The sequence below is a fragment of the Nostoc sp. genome, assembly GCF_036917195.1.
Lineage (GTDB): Bacteria > Cyanobacteriota > Cyanobacteriia > Cyanobacteriales > Nostocaceae > Nostoc.
In genome coordinates this window covers 94,571-119,168 of record NZ_JBALDG010000020.1, presented here as the reverse complement: position 1 = coordinate 119,168, position 24,598 = coordinate 94,571, and the positions used below count along the sequence as shown (strand labels likewise).

The window sequence follows — 24,598 nt, the reverse complement described above, 5'->3', positions numbered from 1 at the left end:
TCAATTGATTCATACGGTATCAGAATTACGATAGTGGCCAGGGAAGCGACCCCTCAAGACTCATGAAGTATAATCTAAACTTCTCACTAAAATTAAAAAAAGACGGTTCATACATCATCTACAATCCAGAGGATTTTGTTGAAAAGCCAATTTCAATATCAGTTCCTGATGTTGTTAAGCTTTTTGAGCATTTCATCGAAACGTTTGAAGAAGTTGGTATTGTTGAGCAAGCTTCAACTAGAAGTATTCAGAGTGATAAAAAAAAAGAAGCTGATAATGTCAGTAGTAAAGAGCAGCCATTTGAACAAAAATCAGCTACCACATCTGCTTCTCTAAAAGGTTTGTCTGGTACAGTATATATTTGTAAATCAAAAGAGCTAGATGAAGCTGTCCTTAATCAATTTTGCACTGAACTTACAGAGTATCTTCAAGTATTTTGTTCAAAGCTTGCCCCAGAAAATTTCCTTTCCGAGGAAAGTAGTTTATCTTTTTCAGGACTGAGAGAAGTTTTTGAGATACGTAACTATCTAGCCAAGTACACTAAGAGTACAAAAAGTCCTTATCAAGAGGGGTATATAGCAGTTTTCAAATGATTGGAATATATTTCATTGACAGCGGATGCGAAAGCTGTTCACGCAGCCAGTGCCCAAGGGGTTGATTTTAATGTCTATCTTCATATCTCCTATTCATTGACAGGTAGCTGAATTATGCAGAAGACAATCCCAGCCCACTTAACAAGTACTTATAAGTTGATCCAGTGTGCTTTTCCTCAAGGCATTGATGATCAGAAATATCTGCCTTTGCTATCAATACTCTACAAAAATATGTCCGATCGCAGTCTAGCTCAAGTTGTTGCTGAGTATACAGGAAAAAATTACTACTTTGTATTAAATGACGTTTACCGAGTTGGTTCAATGACAAATTTTTCATTTGAGGTCATTGATTTGGTTAAACAAAAACTGATGAGCTGCGACTACGAAAAGTGGTTGGCAGATGAGTAATGAAGCGATCATACTTAACAGTTGAACAGTTATGAGCAATTGGTATAAATTTTTGTGCGATGTCTGACGACAAGCCGAAGAAGCGTCTACGCTTTGTATCGGTTCAATAGGCGATCGCTTTCGTGTTTAATAAAAGCAAGTTTACTAAGTTCCTATATTAAATTCGGGCAGTCGTTAATTGAATTCGGGCAGTCGTTAATTGAATTCGGGCAGTCGTTAATTGAATTCGGGCAGTCGTTAATTGAATTCGGGCAATCATCGGGATTTATGCCCGATCATCTGTAATTAAAAAGCTTGTCCTGAGTCATGCGTGAGAACGCCAATATCATATATTGAGTGTGGGACACTTATGGCATAGTAGTTGTTGGTTTAATAGATTTAATCAAATACCGGAATAAATCGTCTATTAACAGGTTTGCCGAGATCGGGCCCATACCACGCCAGTAAAAACCAACTTCATGCACTGAGGAATGCTGCACGACTTTCAACTTAGACCATAGTGGAGATGCCTTCAACTTTTGAAGTTCTGAATTGGGATTTTGATGACTCCTTATATCTTCGGTGACTAAAAATAGGATATCTCCATCAATTTCACTCAAGAGTTCCTCAGATATGGGAAGAAAAGCATAGCGTCCTCCCAAGCGCATTTTGTTGCTCGTCTCAAAATGGAGTAACTGATTTGGCGGACGTTGAATACCAGCATCTTTAAATATCTCTCCCTCAAAAGAAGCCGCTTCAGGCAGGAAAACTCCATCAGTACGCAATTCAGCCACCGATATAACTGTAGGTAACAGACGCTGATTTATAGAAGCTTTCAACTGTGCTAAACGTGCATAATAATTAGTCATTAACTGCTGCGCTAACTGAGTTTTCCCCAAGGCATCAGCAGTAAAAGCTAAGAACCCCTTCCACGGTGCAGCTGGATCAAAAGTAGCCAAAACTGTAGGTGCAATGTGGGATAACAGGCTGTAGATATCTTGATGGGAACTCAAGCCCAGAATTAAGTCTGGCTTGAGTCGCAAAAGTTTCTCTAGATTGGGAGACTCCAAACCCACATCCTCAATGCCTTTAAGTTTGCCCACCAATCGCTGCAAGTCAGAGACAGCATCCTTTGGGGCAGCGATGGGCGTGACTCCCAAAGCAAAAGTAGGTTCTAATAAAGCGTAAACCAAAACTACTACCCGTTGAGGATGGGCAGGAACTATCGTTTCACCCATAACGTGTTTGACTACGCGGATATCGACTTGGGATGGTGAAAAACTTAATGTTTGACTATTGTTGTGTGAAGGTTTCCACAAGCTGCAACCATACAAAAATAGCAGCAACATTGCAATTAGGGATAGCCACCTCAGCATGATATTTACTTTTATAACTGCCACTTTAAAGTTCCCTCTACCCCGAAAGGTTCACCTCGAAAAACGCGATTAATATTGTAAGCGCCTCCATAATAAAGAACATCAAACAAATTTTGGAAATTTAGTGCTGCCTGGAAGTGGTTGTGGCGGTAGTATAGAGCAGCATCGGTGCGAACATAACTCGGTAAAGTGTATGTGTTAGTTAAATCACCTTCTCTGTCACCAAAATAGAACACACCCAAGCCGCCTCCCAACCCTTGTAATTTGCCTTTGGGGATAATATAAGTTGTCCATAAAGAAGCGCTATTTTTTGGAGTATTAGTAAGTAAACTTCCGACTTTAAAAGTGTTGTCACGAGTCACACGGCCATCAATATAGTTGTAAGCGGCAATGATGTTCCATCCTGGGGCAAGTTCCCCGCTGAAAAATAGCTCAACACCTCTACTTCTCTGCTCACCAACTTGGATAGCATAGGTGGGATCGTTTATATCTGTCGTTACAATGTTGCTTTGGGTGAGTTGGTACAAAGCGAGTGTTGCGGAAAGTTTATTATTGAGCAAGTCGGTTTTGACTCCAACTTCATACTGAGTACCGCGTGTAGGTTCAAAGGAATTGTTATTAACATCTGTACCCAAAACTTGATCGAAAGAGCGACTGTAGCTAGCGTAGAGTGAAACAGGTGGAATCGGTTGATAGACAATGCCTAAGCGTGGGCTAAACGCTGAATTGGATTGGGAGGTAACACTTCTCTCAATAGGGCTTGTGGGGTCTTGGGTGGTTGTGGCGTCGATCTTTTGATCCTCAAAGTCCCCCCGTCCACCCAAGACCAACTTCAGATTAGGTGCGATCGCTAATTGGTCTTGAAAATAAACTCCTAAGTCCTCAAGTCTCTCCTTATCTTTGCGACCGCCCAAAAGAGTTCCTGGTGTCTCTCCATAAACTGGATTGTAAATATCAAGCGACGGAAAAGTTCGGATTATAAAACTGTAGGGTGAAACTATCCGTTGATACCAATCAACGCCAACGAGCAATTGGTGTTCTAGAGAACCAGTGTTGAACTTACCCACCACATGAGTATCTTGAGAAAGGTTGCTGACGCTAGTCGGACCCCAAATCTGCTCAAAGCGATCAACGGTACGGTTGTCTGCCTCTAAACTCGTTGGTGTAACGTTAGTAGTATAAGGTCGCTCTACAAACGCATAGCTCAAGCTATTGTACAAAGACCACTTATCACTAAAATTATGCTCAAATTTGTAGCCAGCTCGTCCTTGTGTCACCTTCTCTCTGTCTTGCGTCGGATCTCCTAGATAAGTGTTAGGAGAAATCTTGCCATTTGGATTTGGTAGTATTGTTCCAATCGCGGGTAAACCCAGAGGGGAGAGTTCCGCTTGTCGTGAACTGAGATACTCCCCGGATAAAGTCAACTTTGTGTCACGATTCGGTTGCCAACTAATCACGGGTGCAAAAAAAGTCCGCTCTGCGTATACATGATTAATATAGCTGCCGGAATTTTCGTAGTCAGCATTGAAGCGATACAACAGCTTTTTATCAGTCGTCAGAGGACCTGTGAAGTCTAGGGAAGATTTATATAAGCTATAGCTTCCGACGTTACCCTGTATTGAGTAGTAAGGTGTACTCAAGGGCTGTTTAGTTACTAAATTATACACTCCTCCCGGCGAGCCATTTCCGTATAGCACCGAGGCTGGTCCACGTAGCACCTCTATGCGTTCTATGTTGGCAAGGTCATTTTGAAATGGAGTACCAATAAAACTAGTGAAATTATCTCTCAAACCATCTCTAAGACTATTTGAAGCCTCAACATCGAAACCACGAATAATCACACTCTCGCCTAGGCGGCTTGGTTCCGAGTTCTGACCGATACCAAGATTTCTCAGGACATCGCCAACACGCTTATCTGCTTGGTCTTCAATCACTGCCCTTGGGACAACTTGAACCGTTTGTGGAATATCCCGGTTTAGCGTATTTGTTCTTGTCCCGGTAGTGGCATCCGGTACACGATAACCAGTATCTGGGGGAGCAATTACCTCTAGTTCTATCGCCGGGTTTTCCCCTGGTGTCTGCTGTGTTGTTGCAGTAGAAGTTACCCCAAACACCAAACCTTCAGTCTGACTATCAAATAATTCCACCACTGGCGCACCCGTTTTCCCAACTACTGTTAACCGCACCGTGTTAGTGTCCACATTGGTAACTGTAACTAGTGCTATTCCAGCAGATGGCTTTGATTGTTGGAAACTCTCACCACTTGTCAGTTGAAAGTGAGCATTTTTGATATCTGCAACGTAGGAATTACCTTCTACTTTCCCAGAAACTGACAATTTATCAGAACTGGGCGTAACTAAAATTATCTCTATTCCTTTGTCAGTGGTGTTTACCTTCACATCCGTCACCGACACGACAGGAGTTGTAGCTTGACTTATTTGAGAAACAAAGTTCTGATTCTTGAGTGTCCTCAGTAAATACGTTGCGCTGGTGAAAGCAGACTGCATATCACTCAAACTATAAATCTTTTGGGTTGGTTTAACTTGATTGGCTGCTGTCTGCTGAGGTAATGGTTGTCTGTCAGCTTTTGGTATCTCCTGACTCAGAACAGGAAGAGTATATGCCACCATTGAGGCAGTAAATAAAAGACATCGCCGAAACAAGACAAATAGTTTTTCCACAGCCACTATGACTCCTCACAATTCGCTATTTACTTTGAAATCACCACACTACAAAATATGTCAAAGATATAGGCGATCGCAGAATCAATGATCCTTTGTCTTTGAGCATTCATGTTTCTAAAACAATACCAACTGTTGGTAACAGTTACCAATATTTTTGGTTACCAAACTTTGACAAACAGTACTACTGTTGAAATAAAGCAAATAAGTAACAAAAATCAACCAATTATAAGAATTAAACTTTTTGAATATATTTGACTAATTTTGTGCATTGAACTTGATGTAGCTGCTCTATTCCACAAGCTTATTTAGTAGTCTGCCAACCCAAATTGTTAGGTGAGGCTTAGGGAAAGGCTAAACTAACATCTTGCACCAAGCCCAAAGAAGTGGAATAAAGAATAGAGATTGTTTTCAATAATGCAAAGTCAATGCAATAGACTAAGTACCTGCATCGAGCTTATGAAAAAAAGTTACTCTGAGAGCTAATCGGCACTGTGATGCTGCCGATGCCACGGTCGTGACCATGTGCCACGAATTATGTGCTTGCACAATCACAGCCGAAAGCTGGCCCAGTGGTGGAATATCTTGGAAGACGGATTCTGGTTGTTCATCATAGAGAATTCGCAAACAACCACCCCAATCCATAGGCCATTGCTCATTGAAAAATAGTAAATGAGTTAGAGCTTTGGATGGTTCATCAGTATGAGGGCGATGACAGTGCCCTGGATTATATCGACGAAACCCAATCACCATTGCACAGTCTTTGAGTTCCACCCCAGACATTTCTGTTAAGGCTTGGCGGTAACTAGGTGTCCACAGTTCTTCGATCAGTTCTCGCCAAATGCTGCTAAGATTCTCAAGATTAGAAGATAATCTTCCGTCTGCAATGCGATCGCGCCAGCGAACTGCCAACTCAGGACTGGCGCGATCGCAAAACTTGGACATTAAAGCAATATCCTCATTACTAGCAAGCATTTCACTCCAGAGGTATCCATATCCTTCGCCGTTTGATAAGCGAAACTCTTCTTGCGGAAAGCTAACAGCAAGTTCCAAACTAGCCTCTTTGGGCAACAAATTCTCGATCACAGCATAGCGATATGGAACTGACTGCATTCCTATATGACGTATGGCATCTAAATTTAGCATCTTGATTGTTGGCAGTGACAATCATTTCCCTATCACTGCAATTTTAATTGCAGTTTATCTAAGATTTTAAATCTCTATCTTTTGTTGTGCCAATTTTTTATTGAGTGCTAAACCCATAGCCGCAGCTAGTAATAATCCGCAAACATAATTAGGTTCGGGTACTGATTTGGTTGGGCTAATAAATCCATACTTATGCAAAACTTCCTGTCCTTTAGGTGATAAAATATAATCTGCTAGTTTCTCTGCATTCGGGTCAGCATTTTTGATAACTGTTAAACCAAATGGTGCTGCAACAGACAAATAATCTGGTAGCCCAACTACTTGCAGACTCGGATCAATTTTTTGCGATGCGATCGCGCCAGTATAGTAAGTTAAGAAAACATCTGCTTGCTGAGTGTTGTCAAGAAAATACACTAAGCTGTCCTGTCCTGATGGGACTATTGGGGAATTTGTTCCACCTGTTAATCGCAAGGCTTTACTATTCAGGGTATCAAAACTACCAGGGTTTTTTGAATTAGCTTGAGTAAATATCTGTTGAGTGTAGTCTCCAAGAGGATCTGATATAGGTGTTGAAGTTCCCAACTTGATGTTGGGATTTAGTAAGTAATCTAACACCTGATTTGGTGTAATTTTTGTCTGGGAATACTTTGAGGAAAACACCGCTACAACCTGGTTTTGAGTAAATTCCACTGGCTGACTGCTCAACCCCTTGGTGTAAAGTTTTTGGGGATTTCCAATATCTGCACTAGCAAAGACATCAGCAGTAGGCTCTCCTTGTTGGAGTTCTGTTTCTATTGCTTGCTCTCTAATCCCTGATGGGCCAAATACTGTATTCGTTCCTATTCCTGTTTCTTGGGTGAAATCTTGGCTTACTTCCGTTAGTGCATTTCTTAAACTACCTGCTCCATATAAGTTGAGATTAGCGGCAAAAGCTTGATTTTGTACTAGAACACTAAAGGCACAAGCTGCCAAAGAACCTGTCAAAAAATATTTTTTCATCTGTTTGCTAAAATCTTTAGATTTTTGGATATTTTTTCCTCAAGGTTAACACTACCAATTTAATTGGTAAAATGTCAATTACTTTATATAGACAAATGTTGGCTTTATTACAATTAAGACTTTCGTATTGACAGAAGTAAATAAATATGAATACAACTTTTCAGGCATTCAAGTTTGATTTTTTCACTATTAAACTGCGATTGCTACTGATTTAAAGGTAATCGCTAACAGCCGGAAAGAAGTGAATTTCGTCAATACACAGGATAGTTATTTTGTATATTGTGTAAGTTCTATACAATCTGGTTTTGTTAAGAAAGTTATCATTTGAGGCAAATAGGAGGAGTAGTTCTTGAGCAGGGGGAGAAATAATTATTGCTCAAGAACTCTTTTTCCTCCCTTACCTCAAGAATTTATCCAAACTGTATTGGATTTTATTAATTCTTGAAGACATGGTGGGTGTAAACAAGCTTTTCACCAGTCACACTTAAAAAATTTACAAATGTTTCCAGAAGTTATTACTGATAGTCTTAAGACTAAAAATCTTAACCTCTCCATTAGAAATATCTTGGTTTCAAAGGAGAAGCAGGAGCAGATAATATGAGGATATTTCTCACATTAGTCACGTAACGACCTCCAGCTTTGTCACCTGGAACCACTAAACGAGCAAATCCTTCATCTATTAAAGACACGACTTTACCATCACTACCTTTTTTTTCAAATGCAATTAGCACTTTTTTCGCTTCAAAGCTAGGTTGAATTTCACCAATAGCTACAACTGCACCATAGCAATCTGTGGCTTCAACTAAAACATATTGCCTCAGAAAAGAGTTTTTAGGATTCAAACCAGAATTCCCAGGTTTTAGACCACCTCCAGCTTTCGGATTATTAATCAATTCCCATAAGGGAACTCCATAGTATGTTTCTGTTCGTGGACCTGAGCCGGTTTGAAAGCTCACAGTGATTTCAGTAACTACTGGTGGATTTTGTTTTTTTAAAGCATCTCGCAAATTTCTCAGGTTTTGCAAGTTATAGGTGGTTGGATTCTTGAGTTCTCCACCCAAGCGAAAACTTTGTGAAAAACCTCCAGGACACTTATTTTTTTCCCAGATAGATGGTGTTTTTTCTTGTTTATTCCAGTGAACATCACTCCTTGAGTCAGCTAAACTAGGCTGCCATAAAACCAGTATCGATAGTAGAAAAGACGCAATGGGTATTTGTCGGGTAAAACGCATAAAACATTTCTCCGTTTACTATTGAATATTGAAAAATTAGATAGTTTTGCTCAAAGCTGTTTGCTCACCAAAAATTAGTATTGTTATCGCCAAAACTGAGCAGGTTGACAATAAATTTTGTTAGAAAAAAATCAAACCTTCAAATCGTTCAACTTCCAACTCCTTATCAGACGATACAAAATACCTAGTTTTCAATATGAGTTATTAAAAACTAATAAATCACTTGCCATTAGCCGCAAACCTCTTTTTAGACTTGCGTTTTCAAAATGGATAAGTGTATCTGTGTAATCTCTTGAAGATAATACCAACTTATTGAGTAAATTACTAGATTATTTAGTAATCAAACCTTAACAAAATTAATTTTTATTTCTTTTTAAAATAGTTAAGCTTAATATTGTAAAGACACTCGCTGTGGTTATTTTGCTTATAAATAGGTAACTGTCAAGCTAATAAACTATTTACAAGTGAGACTCACCTGTAAATTGGAAATTCCAGCGAATAAACTTCTTGCATAAATTAAAAGCACTCACCTTAAATCCCTCTCCCAAGACTGGAAGAGGGACTTTGAAATTGCCTCTCTTTCTCCCAATTTATAAATTAAAAATGCACTACTGTGCCATCGTCATTTTGACTGCAATATCACATGGTTTACCAAAGTATGGTGAACTTGTCACTAAGATATCTACACCAGTGCTTGCATAATCTTTTATATTTTCAGAGGTAATACCACCAGCCACCGCTAGTTTTAAGTTCGGATACTGCTGCTTCAACTTCAAAACTAAAGGCTCAAGGTCTGGGATCGGAATTTTATCAAACTGAATTAAATCTACACCTGCTTGAGCAAGCATCCAGGCATCTGTTGGTGTATCTACTTCAACGCAAATAAGTTGTTCCTGAAACTGTTGTCGTAGTTGATTCATGCGCTCAATTAGCCCAGCTATACCTCCCAGGAATATTAGGTGTTGGTTAAATATCAGAACTGTTTCCGATAATCCTAAGCGATGAAAAAAGCCCCCGCCAGCTAGAACTGCTTTGATGGAAAGCGCTCTAGTACCTGGAAAACATTTACGAGTAGTCACAATAGAAACAGACTGATTCACTGTTTTAGCAGTATCTACTAATACTCTGGTACGCGAAGCAATACCGGAGGCATATTCCATCAAATTTAAAGCAACTCTCCAGCCACTGTGCAAAGCTTGAGCAGTGCCACTAGCTTGAAGAATTAATTGCTTTTCCTGGCAGACTGTACCACTTTCCACTTGATAATGAACTTCGGCACCACAATATTTTAATACTCTGGCTGCTTCTTCAGTAGCGCAAATGGTCATCGGATGACGGGTAGAAAACTCGATTTCACCGGGTTGCTTGCCAATGCCAAGTCCGTAGGTTGTCAAATCTAGGTAGGGAACATCTTCCTGAATTAACCTAGCGATCGCCTCATCTGAGAAGAAAACACTCATTTTAGTTTTGTGATCAGCTTACAAATATATAAGCTCAACAAAGATTTACACTAAACCTAATATCATTAGGTTGCAGGAATTGTAAGAATTACTACTATTTTCCAAAATAGTTGGTAATAAAATAATTTTATAATTTCCTCTGTGCCTTGTACGACGGATTAGGAGTCAACCCTTACAGGCTTATATGCGATCGCATCTGTGCAATTTATATACATTTTTCTGTACATACTATAGACAATTCAAATTTTTTACACTTTTTCTTCAGTAACTAATGTCAGACTAACCCATTCGCCTTTCTCGTTATAGCTGCGAATCATCCGCTGGCGCAGGTTTGGCTGGATTAACCACCCCGCTTCCAAGAATAAGGGTTGACGTAACTGCACCTTGAGGGGAGAAGTTGCAGAAGCACCATCAGGTAACAATAAGACTTGTACTTGCTTTTGGGGATCTTGGTCAAAGAGAACGATGGAACCTTTGATAGTAGCACTTGAAGTAATTGTCTGTTCCCCAAAAGAAGTACTTTGAATTAATCGCCCAGTATCATCAAGTTGTATTTTCAAAGTTGTAGAGTAAATATCAGGCGATTGCAAATCTCGATATATTGTCACTGCTTCACCAAGCCATTCTCCCAACAAGTCATCTATCTGCAAGGGTGGACGTTCTGCTGTTTGTGTTCCAGCTAGATGTTCTCGAATGAGAGTTAGTCCATTTAGCTGACCGTTTTTATCAAACAGTTGCACCAGACGCAAGCGGCGATTTTCATGAACAAAAGCAAGTTCTCCACCGAATTCTGAAAATGGCCCTAGCTGAATTAAACCTTCAGAAAATGAACCATTTTCAAAAAACAGCAGACCCCCTCCCACAGAACTATATTCTCTCTTGACATCATCTCCTCCCGAACGGCTCAGAGTTAGGCGCACTGTCTGGTTATTGTTCAAACCTTCCAGCGAAAGACGGCTAGGAGTATCGTTCACAAGTGTACCTTGAGGAGAAAAATTGGTAAATGAACCTTCCCAGACACCGAGATTTTGCAGAAAACATTCCCATTGCGATTTCATAACGATTTTGTCCTTTCTCCTTTTCCCATGCCCAATACAACTCTTGGAGAGGCTGCGCCCTAAGCGTAGCTATGCCGCAGGCTTTACAGCAACTCTTAGAGACGCTCTTGCGTTCGCTCAGTACAAGTGCTCAATGCCTAACCTTTAGCAAAACGTCGGACTGCAAATAAGCTTCCCATTAATCCTACAGCTGCACCGAAACTCAAGAGAATCAGGGGCAATAATAAAATTTGGGCTGGAGTGAGTTGTACCCCATTGGTGATAGCTTGAATAAACTCAGGTTGATTGGCTAGCAACTTACCGAGAAACTGTTGAATCACAGAAATGAAACTCCAAGCGATCGCACCACCAACTAAGCCAAAGGTAATTCCTTGTAAAATAAACGGCAGGTAGATCCAAGCCGAAGTTGCTCCCACTAGTTGCATAATTTCAATTTCCTGGCGTCGCGCCATGACAATCAGGCGAATTGTCGTAGTAGTCACTGCGATCGCTGTTAAAGTCAGAATAATTGTAATAGTTAAAGTAATCCAGTTCAGACCTTGATGCAACTGGGCAATGCGTTTAACTGCTTCATCAACATACTGCACCGTATCAACTCCGGGTAACTTAGCCAACTGGGTTGCTAAAGTTGGTACAACTTGAGAATTACGAGCTTTCACCTTCATCTCATCAACCAGAGGATTCTCACCTAGCTGCTGGGTAGCACCCTCAATATCAGAAATTTTCATTTCCTTAACTAACTTAGTCCAAGCTTCCTGTTTGGTAATAGTTTGTATCGCCGCTACCTCTGGGATTTTTGCGATCAGTGGCTCAATGTTTTCGGCGCGCGTATCCGGTTCGAGATAAACTGATACTTCTAACTGGCTACCAAACTGGTAAAGGAGTTTTTCGACTTGCCAAGAGGTTTGCAAACTCAAGCCGAATAAAAACAGTAACACCGTAACAGTACTTATAGCTGCCCAATTCATCCAACCTCCCCGCAATAAACCGAGGAAAGTTTCTTTGAGCAGGTAGTCAAGTTTTGTGAAAGATTTAAACACACGTCACCCCAGTCAAAAATTCATAACTCATAACTCATAACTTATAACTCAGCACTCATAACTGACTAGTGACGAGCTTGATAGAATTAAAGTAGGAATTTTCACCATCTAGCCATCAAGACTCATGCCCTCTGAAATTGCTGTAGAGAAAAAAAAGTTAAAAAATCCACCTTTGGAGCTTCATTATTTAGGCGATCGCGTGTTGCGTCAAGCAGCAAAGCGGATTTCTAAAGTAGATGACGAACTCCGCCAAATGGTGCGCGAAATGTTGCAAACTATGTATAGCAAAGATGGCATTGGTTTGGCTGCATCCCAAGTGGGAATTCACAAACAACTAATTGTCATCGACCTGGAACCAGAGAATGCAGCTAATCCGCCTTTGGTGCTGATTAACCCCACCATTAAACAAGTAAGCCGCGACATCTCTGTTGCCCAAGAAGGATGCTTGAGCATTCCCAATGTATACCTGGACGTAAAGCGCCCCGAAGTCGTGGAAATAGCCTATAAAGACGAATACGGCCGTCCCCGGACATTAAAGGCTAATGACCTCTTGGGACGCTGCATTCAGCACGAGATGGATCACCTTAACGGCGTGGTATTTGTAGACCGTGTGGAAAACTCCTTGACTTTAGTCCAGGAGCTATCTAAGAATGGCTTCTCGTATCAAGCGGTGAAACCAATAGTATAGGGGGCTAGTAGTGTATTTAACTCCAAAAAGCGGTTTATTTCTGGGTGGTTCTTGTGTAAGTGCGATCGCAGCTGTCGGTTCGATTTTTGAGCTTAGTTACGGACATCCAGATTTGGGCGTCCAAGTCACTGCGATTATCCTGGCATTGAGTATTCCACTCACAGGATTCTTTTTCTTTGCCGCAGTGAAGGACGCAAGGGCTAACATAAAATAAGCATCAGGTACATAAAAAAGGTAAAGGGGATGAAGGAACTTGGCAAAATTCACCCTTTTATCTTTTATTTTTTCGATTGTTCTACGGCTCCCAAAGCTTTGAGAGTATCTATCTGTGTCGATGTTAACCCTGTAATCCCAGTAATATTCATTCCTTCATAGGGTCTATCGGCTCTGAAAGTTTTCAGGCGATCACCTGTTGTCACATTCCAAAGTTGAATTGTCTCATCTTCACTGCCACTAGCGAGAATTTGGCCATCAGGACTAAAGGCTACTGAGCGGATCTGGCTGTTGTGTCCTTCTAAGGTTTGGAGGCACTTACCTTCACGTACATCCCATAACTTCACGGTTTGGTCTTCGCCACCACTCGCTAGAATTTGACCATCAGGACTGAAGACCACTGACCAGATCCATTTGGTATGCCCTCGGAAAGTCTTGAGACACTTACCTTCACGTACATTCCATAACTTCACGGTTTGGTCATCACTGCCAGTTGCCAAAAATTGACCATCAGGACTGAAAGCTACTGACCAGATCCGACTCCTACCTCCCTGCAAAGTTTTCCAGCATTCACCAGTTTGCACATCCCATAACTTTACAGTTTGGTCGTCGCTGCCACTAGCCAGGATTTGATCGTCGGGACTGAAGGCTAATGACCAAATCCATCTGCTATGCGCTTGCAAGGTTTGGAGGCATTGACCAGTTTGCACATCCCATAATTTTACAGTTTGCTCGTCACTGCCACTCGCCAGAATCTGCCCATTGTGACTGAAGGCTACTGACCTTACCCAACTGCTATGTCCCGTCAAAGTTTTAAGGCATTGACCTGTTTGGACATTCCATAACTTTACGGTTTGATCGTCGCTGCCACTCGCCAGAATCTGACCATCGGGACTGAAAGCCACTGACCAAATCCATCTGGTATGTCCCTGTAAAGTTTTGAAGCATTTACCAGTCTTGACATCCCATAACTTCACGGTTTTGTCTTCGCTGCCACTGGCGAGAATGGGATTTTTAGGACTAAAAGCTACTGACCAGATCCGACTGCTGTGTCCTGTTAAAGTTTTGCAGCATTTGCCAGTTTGCACATCCCATATTTTTACAGTTTGGTCGTCACTGCCACTCGCCAGAAATTGATCATCAGGGTGAAAAGCTACTGACCAGATCCGACTGCTATGTCCAGACAAAGTATTGAGACATTGACCTGTGTACACATCCCATAACTTTACAGTTTGGTCTTCATTACCACTAGCGAGAATTTGACCATCAGGACTAAAGGCTACTGAGCGCACCCAACTGCTATGAGCCTGCAAAGTTTTGAGGCACTTACCTTCACGTACATCCCATAACTTCACAGTTTGATCTTCACTACCACTAGCTACAATTTGACCATTGGGACTGAAAGCTACTGACCAGATCCAACTGGTATGTCCCTGTAAAGTATTGAGACATTTACCAGTTTGCATATCCCATAACTTCACGGTTTCGTCTTCGCTACCACTCGCCAATATTTGACTATTAGCACTGAAGACAACTGAGCGTACCCAACTTTTATGTCCCTGCAAAGTGTTGAGACATTTACCCGTTTGCACATTCCATAACTTTACAGTTTGGTCTTCACTGCCACTCGCCAATATTTGACCATCGGGACTGAAGGCTACTGACCAAATCCAACTGGTATGTCCCTGTAAAGTGTTGAGACATTGACCAGTTTGCACATCCCATAACTTCACAGTTTGGTCTTCACTGCCACTTGCCAATATTTGACTATTGGGACTGAAGGCTACTGAGCGTACCCAGCTTTTATGTCCGCTACAGGTAAAAAGTCGCTTTCCATCTTCTACTTGCCATAAGTGAGCATCACCATCAGCATCGCCTGTAGCCAAAAGTTTTCCATTTGGACTAAATGCCACCGACAAAATACTACCCAACTTTTCAGTAAAAACTGATTTGGATAAATCAGAATTATCCAAATTGACATGATGCAAATTTACGCCCTGTAAGTAAGCTTGCCAAATAGTCAGATGCGAAAAATCGTAGCCGCTTAAATCAACTTGGAGATGGCAAAGTAAATTGAGAACGTTACCGCCTGCATATCCTAGCTTAACAAATGATTTTGCTCGGATATTCTCTAAAATCTGAGTGAGCTTTTCTGCAAGAATTCTAGGAAATCTAAAAATATTTAGTAAATTTTCTATAACTGGCTGGAGGATGAAGCGAACTTGAGTATTCCTAATATAATCTTTGTCAGTAGCTGCCATCAGAGCATGGCTCATAAATAACGCCATTTCGCCTGTATAAATTTCTTGAGTAATCTGTTCAATAAGTTGCTCAGTAATATACTCCATAACTACAGGCTGGAGAGTAAACTGAGGAGTTTTATGTTCTAGTTTTTGCTCGATTAGCGATCGCCTGCGTAGTGATTCTAAAGCTTCCAGCAATTCCCGTTTGGCTAAGGGACGCATAATATCATCTAACAATTCATCTAGGGAAACTAACTCACGCTTGATTGCCAACCAATAGATGATTTCTTTTTCTAACTCGGAGGTGCGCTCAAATTGTTGATCCAATAAGTTTCGGGTATCGCCAAAAATTATCTCTCCTTCATTAAGAAAAGCAGAAATATCACCGCCAAATAACTCACGAATTGACTCAGATACCAGTTTTAATGCCAAAGGATTACCAGAATATTTGTTAATTAGTTGGCTCCAATCCTGTCTTGAGCCAGATAAGCTTTTATCTTTCAGGATTTCTTGCCCTTCTATTTGTCCCAAGCCTCCTAATGTTAGGGTTCTAACTGGTGACGCTTCTCCTTCTAAAGGTGCAAATTCTTTCGGTTTTTCTCGTGAAGTCAGTACCAAACAACTGTGATGAGGTTCCTCCCCTATGCGTCTGAGTAATTGACCATAATTTTCATATCCTTTTTTGTAGTGTCCAGCAAGAACCTCTTTGGCAGGAGGTACATTCATACTTGCTTGCAAAATTGTCTCTGCGTTATCCAAGACCAAAAGACAACGGCGCTCTCGTAAATAATGAATTAGCAGCGTTATTAGAGCATCTATAGTTTCTGGTAAATCCTTTTCTTGCTCATCAGATACAAATCGGATCAGATTTGTCAGCATCTCTTGCACAGGTGGAGCATTGCGAAGACTTCGCCAAATAATATGGTCAAAATTCTCCTGAACCTCGTCTGCCAGCTTCACAGACAAGGCTGTTTTGCCAATTCCCCCCATACCCAGTAGTGCTATTAGGCGGCAGTGTTCTTTAACTACCCAGCGCTTTAGTCGGAATAATTCGTCTGCACGCCCATAAAAAAGGTAAACTCCAGGTGCTTCCCCCCAATCAAGGCGCTTGTTGGTTATTTGCTCTTGTTCTTCAGTTAGCAAAGATATTTGATACTCATTATCAATTACTTGCTGTAACTTAGTGAGTTTACCTGGACCACCACCGCTCACATTGAATTTTTTGTAAACTTCACTTAATCTTTTACGTACCGCTTCGGCACTGATACCCAATTCTTCGGCGATCGCATTTGGCGATTTACCCTCAACAGCATATAAAAAAACTTCTTGCTCGCTGCCAGACAAGCACCGATCTTGAGCTACAACCAAAAGAAATTCTTGGCGAATCGCACTCATGCACAAATTAAGAGGAAACTACACTCACAATGTTAGCTCACTAGGTGAGAAAATTATCTACCGAGAGTCACATCAAGACTATAATATCTATCCTATTGTTAGGAAACTGTTATTTTCACGCAGTGTCTAAATTTCTTTTGTTGTTAGCTTGACAACCTCACAAAGTTACTTTAAAGTGAGTCTAAGTAAATATTGCTTGGTAACTTAGTAAGTTAGTTGTTGGTTTTAAGAAACTTAGTGAGCCAACGTAAAAACGATGGAATCGCCAATGCAGACACAGCAAGTGTTGAAAGTCTTTGGTCTTGAGAAATTACATTTTAGGGGTTGATGCAGGTAACTGGACGTTATGCGTCATTACGGGCATTGAGCATCTAAATTTCGATTTTCTAATACCTTTGGCAATTTATTGAGGAGCTTAATTTTCATTATCTGCCAATATCAAGACCACCATTGTTGATTTAAATTTCACTCAGGTTTAGTAGGACTGCTGCGTGCTTTGACTAGCTAAAAGCAACGTAAGTATTGACTCTTTTTTTAGAACAGTCGAGGTAGCCCTAGTTGCTGCTTAGATTAAACTTTCAAAACAGGAAAAAAACTATGAAAATCAATCTCAAAGATGATGAAAATCTACTATTTAAGTGGTTTTGTCAGGGACTTAAGTACTTTCTGTTGACTCTGCTTGGTTTGGCGATTGCTCTTGTTTTATCTCACGTTTTTGGCACGGTGTCAATAGCTGGGATGCTGTTATCAACAAGTCTATGGATACTCTTTGTGAGGATAGCAGTATCTCTGTTTTGTCTATTTGCGATCGCCATGATTGTTGAATCTTGGAGTTGATTCTTTATTCAATCATCAGCAACAAGATTGCAATTTTAGGTTCGTAGTGAAGTTTAATCAACTTTCTTGGGTTAAATGCAAGTTACCCCAAGACTTCTCACTAGGAGATTATATCATGTCAAACAACAGCAACTCTTCCGGGGGAGAAACACTTTCGCCGCTTTTAGTCATCTTAGTGGCAGGGTCAATCTCTTTGGCAATCGTTAACAAAGCTAATCACCCAGCATATTTTGACATCGTTAAAATAGCTATGGTCTACAGCTTTGGCTCAATCAAGTCTCAAGGAAAAACTAGATATTCCAATAACCAAAATGATGTAAATCAGGATGAGTTGAAATAGCAGACATGAAAACTATCTGTGAAGGCAGTAAAAAAATTACTGTTTTTTACAGATAGTCTGCCAAAGGTGAGTTGCAGATTAGAATTTGCTTCTAAAATAGAAGAATGCTGTCAACTCCCACTCAACTACTGCGACTGTCTCAAGGACAACTGAACTTACTAGAAGTTTGTCCGCGTAAATTTCAACATACCTACCTAGAACAACTCAATTCGCCCTCAAATCCAGAACAAGAAGAACGGCAAACTTTGGGTAGTCGCTTTCACCTGCTAATGCAGCAGCGAGAAATGGGTTTGCCAATTGATAGTTTCCTGCAAGCAGATGCTAAACTGCAAAGCTGGATGCTAGCTTTTGCCGATGCAGCCCCAGAAATTTTAACGGGTGCATCTGATAATCAAACTTTCCGTGAAAGTGAACACTTCCGCACTCTGCAAGTTCAGGATTATTTGCTGACGGTTATCTATGATTTATTGATTGCAGATAACCAACAAGCGCAAATTCTCGACTGGAAAACTTATCCTAAACCACCCAATAAACGCAAGTTAGAATCTAACTGGCAAACACGGCTTTATCTGTATGTATTGGCAGAAACTAGCGACTATTTGCCAGAAAATATTTCGATGACTTATTGGTTTGTCCAATCTGAGGGCAAACCGCAAAATATTAAATTTAATTACAATACTGCTCAACACACACAAACAGCAAAGAAACTAAATCAATTATTAAGCCAGTTAACTATTTGGCTGGAAAATTACCAAAATAACCAGCAGTTTCCTCAAGTGGTGGAGGGTAGCAAAACATGTGATTATTGTCAGTTTGCCAAACGGTGCGAGCGCACACAAGCTACTGAAGAAGCAGTGAAAGACTCATTGCCAAATTTTGACAGCATTCAAGAAGTCTCACTCAACCCTATACATTAGAGGATGTTTGTAAAATCCAATAGGGGTATAAAGAAATTACAACTTCTAAATTTATGTCAAACTTTGACGAAACTGAAGCCATTTATGTCCGCGAATTAGGAATTGATGACATTGCTCCCGTTTACCATTTGGGAGAAGGTTTATTTACTAGCGATTTATATCCTTATTTATACCGCACCTGGGACGAATGGGAGGTGATTGGACTTTACAACACCGATCCCGAATATTGTCTTGTGGCCGAAACAGATGGAGAATTAGCAGGATTCATTTTGGGAACCATCATCACCAAAGCATCCTGGACTTACGGATACATTTTATGGTTGGGAGTTAGTCCGAAGTATCAGCGTCGAGGAGTTGCAGACAAGTTGGTTGATAAAGTCGTCGCCCGGATGATTGAAGATGGGGCGCGGTTCATGCTGGTAGACACTGACCCCACCAATACTTCAGCATTAAAGTTTTTTAACCGTAAAGGTTTTGGGAATACTCGCCAGCATATTTTCTTGTCGATGAATTTAAGCAAACATGAATATTATGGCAGATTGATTGATTACGAACACCAAAAAGCTGAAAGAGCAGGTTACAGGCGATCACGTCCTGCCATTCGCGCCCGCAAACCCGATAGTGTCGCTAATGAAGTAGTCCTTAATCCCCTAGTAAATGAATCTCAAACAACCGAGGATCAATCTCCAATTTAACAAAAGTTAGGAGTTAGGAGTTAAAACTTTTAAAGGTCATTTATAGCGTTTCCTAATAAAAATGAGGTACAGCTTTATCTCCTCTCTCCTTAGCAAAGCTACAGTATACACATAAGTCTCTTGACCTGCAATGCCAATGCATCGACTGACAATGCCATTGCATCGACTAACAATGCCATTGCATCGACTGACAATCCTAATGCATCGACTGACAATCCTAATGCATCGACTGACAATGCCATTGCATCGACTGACAATGCTATTGCATCGACTAACAATGCTATTGCATCGACTAACAATCCTAATGCATCGACTGACAATGCTTTGCATGAGACAATCAGGAAAGCCTTATCAAGCTAGGTTTTTAGGACTTGTGTGTACACCGTAGCCTTAGCAAGGAGAGGGGTTGGAGGTGAGGTTTTGATATGTACTTCATCCACCTGGGAACCACTATATCAAGTAAAAATAAAATTATAGTAGGGTGTATTAGGCGCATAATTTCGATATCATTTGTCAGCAAAGACATGAGTAAAGCGCCTAACGCACCATATTATATAACGATGCTTGATAGCAAAGCCGTGACTACTTTATAAATCAACTTTTAACTCCTAACTTTCAACTCCTAACTCCTAACTTTCTTTATATGCCAGAACAACAGCAGTGGACTATAGCAGCAACCGAACAACCCCCGGAGTGGTTCATCCAAGCGGTGAAACAGCATACACCCGCATCAAGTGGAATATATGCAGCGCAATTATTGTGGCAACGGGGAATTAAAGATGATCAACAATTAACAGCTTTTATCAACCATAAAGCTTATCAACCAGCCAGTCCGTTTGAGTTTGGGCAAGAAATGCACCTAGCGATCGCCCGGTTGCAACAAGCATATAACGCCAGAGAAAAAATTGCCATCTGGGGAGACTTCGATGCTGATGGAATTACCGCCACGTCTGTACTTTGGGATGGATTGGGGGAGTTTTTTAAACAAAATACTCAGTTAATTTACTACATTCCCAATCGCTTGAAAGAATCCCACGGACTCAATAATCAAGGGATTGATAACTTAGCAAAACAAGGTTGCAAATTAATTGTTACTTGCGACACAGGTAGCACAAACATTGATGAAATTATCTATGCCAAACAACTAGGTATAGATGTAATAGTTACAGACCATCACACCTTACCCGCCGAACGCCCACCCGTCGCAGCAATTATCAATCCCCGTTATTTGCTCACAGAACATCGGCTGTTTAATCTTTCTGGGGTAGCGGTAGCTTATAAGTTGGTGGAAGCACTATATCAAACTCTGCCTAATATTGCAAAACATCCCTTAGAGGATTTATTAGATTTAGTAGCAGTAGGATTAATTGCCGACTTAGTGCAGTTAAGTGGAGATTGTCGCTATTTGGCACAGATGGGAATTCAACGACTGCAAGCAGATTTTCAACAGCCAGCAGCAGCGCGTCGGCGTCCGGGGGTAGGGCGATTATTAGAATTGTGCCAAAAAAGTGGCGATCGCCCCACAGATATTTCCTTTGGTTTGGGCCCAAGAATTAACGCCGTCAGCCGCATCCAAGGCGATGCCAGTTTTTGCGTTGAATTATTAACTAGTCGTGATGCCAAACGTTGTAAAGAACTAGCCGAAGTTACAGAACTCGCAAACACCCGTCGCAAATCTTTACAAAAAGATGTACAAGCGCAAGTAGCACAAAAACTTACTCAATTAGACTTATCAACCACCAGCGTCATAGTCCTAGAAGATGCCCAATGGCCTGCGGGTGTGTTGGGCTTAGTTGCTGGACAGGTAGCGCAAGAAACAGGTCGCCCGACTATTTTATTAAGTACGGAAGGAGCAGGGGAAGCAGAGGAGCAGGGGAGCAGAGGAGCAGGGGAAGCAGGGGGAAAAATTACTCCTTTATCTTCTAACTCTGAACTCAGAATTCAGCACCCAGCACTCGCATTAGCTCGTGGTTCTGCTCGTTCGGTGAATTCCGTCGATTTATACCAACTGGTGAAAGACCAAGCACATTTGTTACATCGTTTTGGGGGACATCCCTTTGCAGCGGGTTTGAGTTTGTTGGTGGAGAACATTCCTTTATTTACAGCAGCGATTAATCAGCAGTTGCGGCAATCTTTAGGTAGTACAACCCTAACGCCTACCATGCAAGCAGACTTGACGGTAACAGTAGCAGACTTGGGGAAAGAGTTATTTTTGGAACTGAAACTGCTAGAACCTTGTGGAATGGGTAACCCTGTTCCGAAATTGCTAATTCAAAACTGCTGGTTTGAAAATTCTTGGCATCGCAATCAGCAGGATTGGCAAGGGAAAAAGGTACAGTACATTAAAACCGAGTTTGATATTCGGGATGATTCCAGCAGAAGTGCTTTTCCTGGTATATGGTGGGGACACTACAAAGATGAATTACCCATAGGAAGCTGTGATTGCATAGCCGAACTGGACTACAACACCTTCAAAAAACGTTATGAAATCAGATTAATTGCCGTGCGTCCCAGTGTTAACTCAGCACTCAATGCTCGGAATGGGCTAAACGCCCCGCTATCGCTAACACCACTCATCTTAGACTTACGAAATCAGGAACACTCAGGAATCAGGACTCAGGACGGGCTAAACGCCCTGCTACCGCTAACAGCACTGATTATCGAAGATTGTCCCACTAATTGGGATAATTTACGCACATGGTTGCGGCGATGTCTAATAACAAGCCGCTCTGCGTCTGTGCTTGACAATCAGCAACAATTAGCGATCGCTTGGTCTAAACCCAACCATCAACCACCCAATCAAATTTGGCTGACTTTTGTAGGAATTGCCAAATATCTCAGTCGTACAAATCAACTAGTTACCCGTGCCCAACTTTTAGAGAAAATCGGCATCAGCAACCAAACCTTACTTGTAGGAATCAAAGCTTTAAAATCTTTAGGGTTCACAGTCAAAGGACAAGACCCTTATTTACAAATTAGCTGGCATCCAACCGATAGTGCAGAAAGCTTTGCTGATGCAGCAGTGGCACGATTTTTAGCCGCTGTCCGAGAAGAACAATTTCAGCAACAGTATTTTGCCGAAGTACCTTTATCTACTATTGTTGCGATCGCCAGCTCCGACAATTATTAACCCAAGTTGCGGGTTATCAGACTGCGAGTGAAAAGCACCTTAAAAGGAACGCGATCGCACAGAGCCTTCATTTGGTCTTCTCTCGGTTGCCTTGCTTAGTACAGCCCACCATAAATGAGGTACGGAATTCGTTTTTTGAATTAAACGTGTCTAGTAGCATCACAGTTTTTATTTCTGACCCCTTTTTGCGGTGACGTGTACTTAGTGAGCTACGGAATGCAACCAGAGAAAACATTTTTTGCCGCTTAACGACCGGTCATTTGCTCCAGCTTTTCGGGGTACCGAGTCCCTTGCACCGTGATCTTGGAGGCAGCGTTATCGATATCATGCAGATCGTCGGGCGTGAGTTCGACTGAGACTGCCCCGATGTTTTCGTCCAAGCGATGCAGCTTCGTGGTGCCTGGGATCGGAACAATCCACGGCTTCTGGGCAAGCAGCCAAGCGAGCGCGATCTGAGCAGGTGTCGCCTGCTTCCGTTCTGCGATGCTGCCGAGCAGATTAATCAGGGCCTGATTCGCCTTGAGAGCCTCCGGCGTGAAGCGAGGCAGGGTGCTGCGGAAGTCGGAGCTGTCGAAAGTCGCTTTTTCGTCCATCTTGCCAGTGAGAAAGCCCTTGCCCAGCGGGCTGTACGGGACAAAGCCGATTCCGAGTTCCTCAAGGGTTGGTATCACTTCCTTCTCAGGAGTTCTCGTCCACAGCGAGTATTCGCTCTGGAGAGCAGTGATCGGCTGAACTGCGTGCGCGCGACGGATCGTTTGCACTCCTGCTTCAGAGAGTCCAAAGTGCTTAACCTTACCTGACTGAATCAGTTCCTTCACCGCTCCTGCCACGTCTTCGATCGGCACGTTCGGGTCAACCCGGTGCTGATAGAGCAGGTCGATTGTCTCGACCTTGAGTCGCTTGAGCGATCCCTCCACGGCCTGCTTGATCTGCTCTGGCCGGCTATTCAGTCCGGGCGCACCCTTCATTCCCCGGGGATCTAAATTAGGACTCAGGTCGAACCCGAATTTGGTGGCAATGACTACTTGTTTGCGGAAGGGAGCGAGGGCTTCGCCCACAAGCTCTTCGTTCAATAACGGGCCGTAGACCTCGGCGGTGTCAAAGAAGGTAACGCCGCGTTCGACGGCGGCCCCCAGAAGAGCGGTCATCTCCTGGGTGTCTTTGGGCGGACCATAGGAAAAGCTCATTCCCATGCAGCCCAGCCCGATCGCCGAAACTTCTAAATTGCTGTTTCCAAGTTTTCTTTTGTGCATTTGCTTTTCTTCCTAAATTATTCTAGAGACCTGATTTAAAGCGATTGCTTGATGTCCTCCGTCCTGGAAGTCCCGTTGTCCGATGATGTCGTCGGGTAATCGTTGGTGGCTTTAGCATCCGCACGACGATAACTCCAGCGCTCAATACAACCATCTTGCTGTCGAGATTCTCCCTGCGAACCAGTTACTTTCTCACTCGATTAGCTCGATCGTGACTTTTATAGAACTGGGCACGTTAAGGGCTTTCGTGTAGCTTGGAGCCTTTATTGAGACCTATTACTTAAAACCTTATTCAATACTTCAGCAGCATTATCGGCTTCAGGCTTGCCGACTTTGGACTTGAGAACGGATACGAGACTGTTCATCTGTGCCTTGGTCAGTCCACTATTCATGCCGATTCTAAAATGTGCTTGCAGTTGGGAGTTGACACCTTTCATGCTCGAAAGAGCTGCAATGGTCGCAATCTCCCTACTTTGGAAGTCCAGGTTGTCGCGCCCGAAGATCTCTGCGAACAGGTGACTTTTCAAAAACTGATCAATGGCGGGAGCAAAAGTATAGATTTCCCCAGCAACCGGACTTCCTGAAAGGCGCGTCTGAATTTCTGTTCCAAGCTCGATCCGACTTTTATCGGTCGGAAGGGGGCTTGCTTCCCTGCCCGCTTCGTCCTTGATCCCCTTTGCCTGCCTTGCTTTCAGAACACTCATGAAGGCGTTGATCGCGTTTAGACTACGCGGGAATCCCGTATAAGCATACAGTTGAACCAAAACCTCCTTGATCTCATTCACAGCCAAGCCAGCATCAAGCCCTTCATTTAGGGCAGTAGACAGATATTCCATATCGCCGTTGGCGGTAAAGGCGGCGATGGTGACAATACTTTGTTGCCGTGCGTTTAAGGTTTGATCGTTGTTCATTAGT

22 protein-coding genes are annotated in these 24,598 nt (G+C 42.1%); 10 read left to right on the top strand and 12 right to left on the bottom strand.

Features of this window, described 5'->3' with window-relative positions:
- Window positions 1–62: 62 nt before the first annotated feature.
- The 3 genes from V7K40_RS06575 (at window position 63) to V7K40_RS06565 (ending at window position 1,286) form a co-directional block, all read left to right on the top strand.
- Window positions 63–593, top strand: a complete 531-nt coding sequence (locus tag V7K40_RS06575) for a hypothetical protein (protein WP_334957849.1) — start codon at window positions 63–65, stop codon at window positions 591–593.
- A 114-nt stretch (window positions 594–707) separates the two neighbouring features.
- Window positions 708–1,001 carry a DUF3349 domain-containing protein gene (locus V7K40_RS06570; protein WP_334957847.1) on the top strand — a complete coding sequence of 98 codons (294 nt, stop codon included), beginning with the start codon at window positions 708–710 and terminating at the stop codon, window positions 999–1,001.
- Between the two features lie 93 nt (window positions 1,002–1,094).
- Window positions 1,095–1,286, top strand: a complete 192-nt coding sequence (locus V7K40_RS06565) for a hypothetical protein (RefSeq protein ID WP_334957846.1) — start codon at window positions 1,095–1,097, stop codon at window positions 1,284–1,286.
- Between the two features lie 62 nt (window positions 1,287–1,348).
- Here the strand turns inward: V7K40_RS06565 and V7K40_RS06560 are convergent, their stop codons facing one another.
- The 8 genes from V7K40_RS06560 to V7K40_RS06525 form a co-directional block, all read right to left on the bottom strand.
- Window positions 1,349–2,380 carry an iron-siderophore ABC transporter substrate-binding protein gene (locus tag V7K40_RS06560; protein ID WP_334957844.1) on the bottom strand — a complete coding sequence of 344 codons (1,032 nt, stop codon included), beginning with the start codon at window positions 2,378–2,380 and terminating at the stop codon, window positions 1,349–1,351.
- Window positions 2,368–5,043 (bottom strand): TonB-dependent siderophore receptor, encoded by a 2,676-nt coding sequence (locus V7K40_RS06555; protein WP_334957842.1) that lies wholly within the window; start codon window positions 5,041–5,043, stop codon window positions 2,368–2,370. The genes V7K40_RS06560 and V7K40_RS06555 overlap by 13 nt, the downstream gene beginning before the upstream one ends.
- Window positions 5,044–5,475: 432 nt before the next feature.
- Window positions 5,476–6,204: a 2OG-Fe(II) oxygenase family protein gene (locus V7K40_RS06550; RefSeq protein WP_334957840.1), complete on the bottom strand. Its 729-nt coding sequence runs from the start codon at window positions 6,202–6,204 to the stop codon at window positions 5,476–5,478.
- A gap of 45 nt (window positions 6,205–6,249) precedes the next feature.
- A complete protein-coding gene (gene modA, locus V7K40_RS06545; protein ID WP_334957838.1) occupies window positions 6,250–7,182 on the bottom strand; it encodes a molybdate ABC transporter substrate-binding protein in 933 nt (310 codons plus the stop codon).
- Window positions 7,183–7,736: 554 nt separating this feature from the next.
- Window positions 7,737–8,414 (bottom strand): hypothetical protein, encoded by a 678-nt coding sequence (locus tag V7K40_RS06540; protein ID WP_334957836.1) that lies wholly within the window; start codon window positions 8,412–8,414, stop codon window positions 7,737–7,739.
- A 608-nt stretch (window positions 8,415–9,022) separates the two neighbouring features.
- Window positions 9,023–9,874 carry a ModD protein gene (gene modD, locus V7K40_RS06535; RefSeq protein WP_334957833.1) on the bottom strand — a complete coding sequence of 284 codons (852 nt, stop codon included), beginning with the start codon at window positions 9,872–9,874 and terminating at the stop codon, window positions 9,023–9,025.
- Between the two features lie 248 nt (window positions 9,875–10,122).
- Window positions 10,123–10,932, bottom strand: a complete 810-nt coding sequence (locus tag V7K40_RS06530; protein ID WP_334957831.1) for a DUF3598 family protein — start codon at window positions 10,930–10,932, stop codon at window positions 10,123–10,125.
- Between the two features lie 137 nt (window positions 10,933–11,069).
- Window positions 11,070–11,972 carry an ABC transporter permease gene (locus V7K40_RS06525; RefSeq protein ID WP_334957829.1) on the bottom strand — a complete coding sequence of 301 codons (903 nt, stop codon included), beginning with the start codon at window positions 11,970–11,972 and terminating at the stop codon, window positions 11,070–11,072.
- 124 nt (window positions 11,973–12,096) lie between these two features.
- Here V7K40_RS06525 and def point away from each other — a divergent pair, with 124 nt between their 5' ends.
- Together def and V7K40_RS06515 are read left to right on the top strand one after the other, a co-directional pair.
- Window positions 12,097–12,660 (top strand): peptide deformylase, encoded by a 564-nt coding sequence (def, locus tag V7K40_RS06520; RefSeq protein ID WP_334957827.1) that lies wholly within the window; start codon window positions 12,097–12,099, stop codon window positions 12,658–12,660.
- Window positions 12,661–12,670: 10 nt separating this feature from the next.
- A complete protein-coding gene (locus V7K40_RS06515; protein ID WP_298913367.1) occupies window positions 12,671–12,874 on the top strand; it encodes a hypothetical protein in 204 nt (67 codons plus the stop codon).
- 64 nt (window positions 12,875–12,938) lie between these two features.
- Here the strand turns inward: V7K40_RS06515 and V7K40_RS06510 are convergent, their stop codons facing one another.
- Window positions 12,939–16,511, bottom strand: a complete 3,573-nt coding sequence (locus tag V7K40_RS06510; RefSeq protein WP_334957825.1) for an NB-ARC domain-containing protein — start codon at window positions 16,509–16,511, stop codon at window positions 12,939–12,941.
- Window positions 16,512–17,108: 597 nt separating this feature from the next.
- Here V7K40_RS06510 and V7K40_RS06505 point away from each other — a divergent pair.
- The 4 genes from V7K40_RS06505 to V7K40_RS06490 all read left to right on the top strand — a co-directional run bounded on the left by V7K40_RS06505 (window position 17,109) and on the right by V7K40_RS06490 (window position 19,300).
- Entirely contained in the window at window positions 17,109–17,348 is a 240-nt protein-coding gene (locus V7K40_RS06505) for a hypothetical protein (protein ID WP_334957822.1), read from the top strand.
- A 115-nt stretch (window positions 17,349–17,463) separates the two neighbouring features.
- Window positions 17,464–17,688 carry a hypothetical protein gene (locus V7K40_RS06500; protein ID WP_334957820.1) on the top strand — a complete coding sequence of 75 codons (225 nt, stop codon included), beginning with the start codon at window positions 17,464–17,466 and terminating at the stop codon, window positions 17,686–17,688.
- Between the two features lie 104 nt (window positions 17,689–17,792).
- On the top strand, window positions 17,793–18,605 hold the full coding sequence (locus V7K40_RS06495; RefSeq protein WP_334957818.1) for a PD-(D/E)XK nuclease family protein: 813 nt from the start codon (window positions 17,793–17,795) through the stop codon (window positions 18,603–18,605).
- 53 nt (window positions 18,606–18,658) lie between these two features.
- Window positions 18,659–19,300 carry a GNAT family N-acetyltransferase gene (locus V7K40_RS06490; RefSeq protein ID WP_334957816.1) on the top strand — a complete coding sequence of 214 codons (642 nt, stop codon included), beginning with the start codon at window positions 18,659–18,661 and terminating at the stop codon, window positions 19,298–19,300.
- Between the two features lie 98 nt (window positions 19,301–19,398).
- Here the strand turns inward: V7K40_RS06490 and V7K40_RS06485 are convergent, their stop codons facing one another.
- Window positions 19,399–19,620, bottom strand: coding sequence for a hypothetical protein (locus tag V7K40_RS06485; RefSeq protein ID WP_334957814.1), 222 nt, complete (start codon window positions 19,618–19,620; stop codon window positions 19,399–19,401).
- Between the two features lie 323 nt (window positions 19,621–19,943).
- On the opposite strand from V7K40_RS06485, the gene V7K40_RS06480 reads away from it, so the two are divergent.
- Entirely contained in the window at window positions 19,944–22,430 is a 2,487-nt protein-coding gene (locus V7K40_RS06480) for a DHH family phosphoesterase (RefSeq protein ID WP_334957812.1), read from the top strand.
- Between the two features lie 245 nt (window positions 22,431–22,675).
- On the opposite strand, the gene V7K40_RS06475 is transcribed toward V7K40_RS06480, so the two are convergent.
- Window positions 22,676–23,683 (bottom strand): aldo/keto reductase, encoded by a 1,008-nt coding sequence (locus V7K40_RS06475; RefSeq protein ID WP_334957810.1) that lies wholly within the window; start codon window positions 23,681–23,683, stop codon window positions 22,676–22,678.
- Between the two features lie 263 nt (window positions 23,684–23,946).
- Complete coding sequence (locus tag V7K40_RS06470; RefSeq protein WP_334957808.1) at window positions 23,947–24,594, bottom strand: carboxymuconolactone decarboxylase family protein; 648 nt, start codon at window positions 24,592–24,594, stop codon at window positions 23,947–23,949.
- Between the last annotated feature and the right edge of the window lie 4 nt (window positions 24,595–24,598).

What these genes read in the sequence shown, in the direction of transcription:
- V7K40_RS06575 (WP_334957849.1), top strand. Translation starts at nt 63, where the DNA reads ATGAAGTATAATCTAAACTTCTCACTAAAATTAAAAAAAGACGGTTCA.
- V7K40_RS06570 (WP_334957847.1), top strand. Translation starts at nt 708, where the DNA reads ATGCAGAAGACAATCCCAGCCCACTTAACAAGTACTTATAAGTTGATC.
- modA (WP_334957838.1), bottom strand. Translation starts at nt 7,182, where the DNA reads ATGAAAAAATATTTTTTGACAGGTTCTTTGGCAGCTTGTGCCTTTAGT.
- V7K40_RS06540 (WP_334957836.1), bottom strand. Translation starts at nt 8,414, where the DNA reads ATGCGTTTTACCCGACAAATACCCATTGCGTCTTTTCTACTATCGATA.
- modD (WP_334957833.1), bottom strand. Translation starts at nt 9,874, where the DNA reads ATGAGTGTTTTCTTCTCAGATGAGGCGATCGCTAGGTTAATTCAGGAA.
- V7K40_RS06530 (WP_334957831.1), bottom strand. Translation starts at nt 10,932, where the DNA reads ATGAAATCGCAATGGGAATGTTTTCTGCAAAATCTCGGTGTCTGGGAA.
- def (WP_334957827.1), top strand. Translation starts at nt 12,097, where the DNA reads ATGCCCTCTGAAATTGCTGTAGAGAAAAAAAAGTTAAAAAATCCACCT.
- V7K40_RS06510 (WP_334957825.1), bottom strand. Translation starts at nt 16,511, where the DNA reads ATGAGTGCGATTCGCCAAGAATTTCTTTTGGTTGTAGCTCAAGATCGG.
- V7K40_RS06505 (WP_334957822.1), top strand. Translation starts at nt 17,109, where the DNA reads ATGAAAATCAATCTCAAAGATGATGAAAATCTACTATTTAAGTGGTTT.
- V7K40_RS06500 (WP_334957820.1), top strand. Translation starts at nt 17,464, where the DNA reads ATGTCAAACAACAGCAACTCTTCCGGGGGAGAAACACTTTCGCCGCTT.
- V7K40_RS06495 (WP_334957818.1), top strand. Translation starts at nt 17,793, where the DNA reads ATGCTGTCAACTCCCACTCAACTACTGCGACTGTCTCAAGGACAACTG.
- V7K40_RS06490 (WP_334957816.1), top strand. Translation starts at nt 18,659, where the DNA reads ATGTCAAACTTTGACGAAACTGAAGCCATTTATGTCCGCGAATTAGGA.
- V7K40_RS06480 (WP_334957812.1), top strand. Translation starts at nt 19,944, where the DNA reads ATGCCAGAACAACAGCAGTGGACTATAGCAGCAACCGAACAACCCCCG.
- V7K40_RS06475 (WP_334957810.1), bottom strand. Translation starts at nt 23,683, where the DNA reads ATGCACAAAAGAAAACTTGGAAACAGCAATTTAGAAGTTTCGGCGATC.
- V7K40_RS06470 (WP_334957808.1), bottom strand. Translation starts at nt 24,594, where the DNA reads ATGAACAACGATCAAACCTTAAACGCACGGCAACAAAGTATTGTCACC.